Genomic DNA, 2,513 nt, shown 5'->3' on the forward strand with positions numbered 1-2,513 from the left:
GACTTGTGCATTGCGATTTCGTTGAGCTCCTCTGAGCGCGGATCGTCCCACATCGATACGTTTGGGAAGGGAATGCGTTTTGCGCTGAACTCCCAATCGAGTTCGTCCGCATTGTTCCAATCGTAGTGATTGACGACAAACTGGTGTTCGCCCTTTTTGAGTTGATCATCCAGCGAGGCTTTATCGAAGACAGCGATATCGACCGCCATGCCAACCGCCTTGAGCTGAGCCTGCACAATTTCGGCAATCCGCTTGTATTCGGTCTCGCCTCTCGTCCAGAGGCTGACCGCCAGCGGCGCCCCGGCCTTGTGACGGACGCCATCGTCGCCACGAACCCATCCGGCCTCGTCGAGCAGATGGTTGGCTTTTTCCGCATCGTAGTGGATCTCAAAATCCTTGCCGACCCGCGATTCCGCGAGCGAGGCGATAAGAAATTGGTGCGACTCTGTTCCGATGCCGTTGTAGACGCCTTTGAGGATGGCAGCTTGATCAACAGCCAGGGCTGTCGCCTGGCGAATCTTGATGTCGGTGAACGGCTCCTTGCGAACGTTGAACTTGATTGTGGTGACGCCGATGCCGGGCAGGGTCCGGAACTTGATGCTCTTTTCAGCCTGCAACTGAGGGAGAAATTCGGTAGGCAGGCCAAGCAGCATGCCAACCCCGCCGGTCTTCAGTTCCAGGAAGGCTGTCGAAGCATCCGGAATCTCGCGCAGTGTCAGACGCTTGATGCTTGGCGGCCCCTGATTTTCGGAGAGCGGATTGGGCCAGGCATAGTCGTCATTGCTGACCAGCACGGTTTCCTGGCTGATGACGAAGCTCTCAAGCTTGAAAGGCCCGGTTCCCACAGCTTCCGTCACGCCGTAGCCGTTACTCACTGCGTCATAGGACTTCGGGCTCGGGATTCCCATGAACACGTTCGCCAAATAATAGATGAGATTTGGCTCTGGCCGCTTCATGATGAACCGGAACGCATGGTCATCGATGATCTCGACGTGGTCGATGGCGTCGACCATGAACTGATTCTCGGTGCCCGCGTATTTCGAGATCCACCACGGGATCGTGTGCGCGTTGAAGGGCTCGCCATCGTGGAACTTGACGCCCTGACGCAATGTGAAGCTCCAGCTCATCCCGTCCGGGGAATTTTCCCAAGATTGCGCGAGATGCGGATGGTAGGACTGATCGGCATCCATCTCGATCAGCCTGTCGTAGATCAAATAGGCTCCAAGATTGAGATAGGTGCCGCGGATCGGGTCGTAGTTGGGGCAGCCATTGCTGCTGCTGCCAAGCACCAGCACAAGCTCGTCCTGCGAGGCATGCGCAGGAGGAGACAGCACTCCAACCCCTGCGGCCAGCGACAGACCAGATGCCGAGATCAGAAACTCGCGTCTATTCATATTCTCTCCCCTTTTTTAGTTTTTTTGACGGCATTCCTGAGTGGTTAGCTGCCTCACCATCTCGCAAGCTTCGCCCCGACGAGGTCTTCGATCACCGAGGCCCTGAAATCGCCGGTCTTCTTGGTGCCCTCGATGTTCATCAGCACGGCGACCGCATGGGTTTGATCCCGCGTCAGGACCACCATGTTGGAGGCGCCCACGTCGCTGCCGGAATGCCCGACGAAATCGTGCCCGTTGATCGGCTCAGAAACCCAGCCCAGCCCCTGGTACGAAACCAGTTCCGGATCGACCTGGTCGTGCAACATGGCGGCTACTGCGCGTGGCGACAAAATCGCGCACTGGCCGGTTATTCCGCCAAGCATGCCACGCAGGATTTTTGTGAGGTCGGCTACCGAGCAACGAAGCATTCCAGACGGGACATCAGGATATCCCTCCTGCGGCAGCTCGTTGAACGCGCCTTTCCCATATTCATAAGGCTTGGCGAGAACGTTTGGTGCAAACTCTTTCAGATACCAATGCGCATTTCGAACACCCAGCGGTTCGAATATGTTCTTCTGGGTATACGCGGAAAAGCTCTGCTTGCTGATGCACTGGACCGCATAACCTGCCAACGCCACCCCGACATTGCAGTAGCTCCATCGATTGCCTGGCTTGGCTGGGCAAAACGACGTGGTAGGCGAATAGTATGCGCCACCCTCGACAAGAAAGTCCTTTAGAAAGCCCTTCAGGCTTTGCGTCGGATCTCCGTCGGTGGCCACGTCCAGATCGTCGTAGCCTTTATCCGAGATACTGGATGTGTGCGTGATCAGCTGATGCGGCGTGATCGGCAAGCTCGGGTGGCGAGGGTTCTTGATCCGAAAGTCGATGAACTTGTTGATGTCATCGTGCAAATCGTAGCCCTTCCGCTCAAACAACTGGACCAGGGCCGTGGCGGTGACCAGTTTGCTGACCGAAGCCAAATGCATTGGCGTGTCCGCGGTCAATTTGCGGTTTTGCGCCAGATCGGCAAACCCGAAGGCCGCAGTGTAGCGCGTCGCGCTGTCTCTGGAGGCGATGGCGACGGCGGCTCCTGAGACCTTGGCGGCCGCCATGCGTGCTGGAAGGGAGGCTTCGAAATCG

2 protein-coding genes are annotated in these 2,513 nt (G+C 57.1%); both read right to left on the reverse strand.

Translation table 11 applies throughout. The features are described from left to right. A partial coding sequence (locus EN991_RS32035; RefSeq protein WP_127370251.1) for an ABC transporter substrate-binding protein occupies positions 1–1,394 on the reverse strand: 1,394 nt, incomplete at its 3' end. 53 nt (positions 1,395–1,447) lie between these two features. Beyond that, positions 1,448–2,513, reverse strand: a 1,066-nt coding sequence (locus tag EN991_RS32040; protein ID WP_164769525.1) for a serine hydrolase domain-containing protein, incomplete at its 5' end; no start/stop codon positions are given.

Origin of the sequence: Mesorhizobium sp. M7A.F.Ca.US.005.03.2.1, from assembly GCF_003997795.1 — a bacterium.
Lineage (GTDB): Bacteria > Pseudomonadota > Alphaproteobacteria > Rhizobiales > Rhizobiaceae > Mesorhizobium > Mesorhizobium ciceri.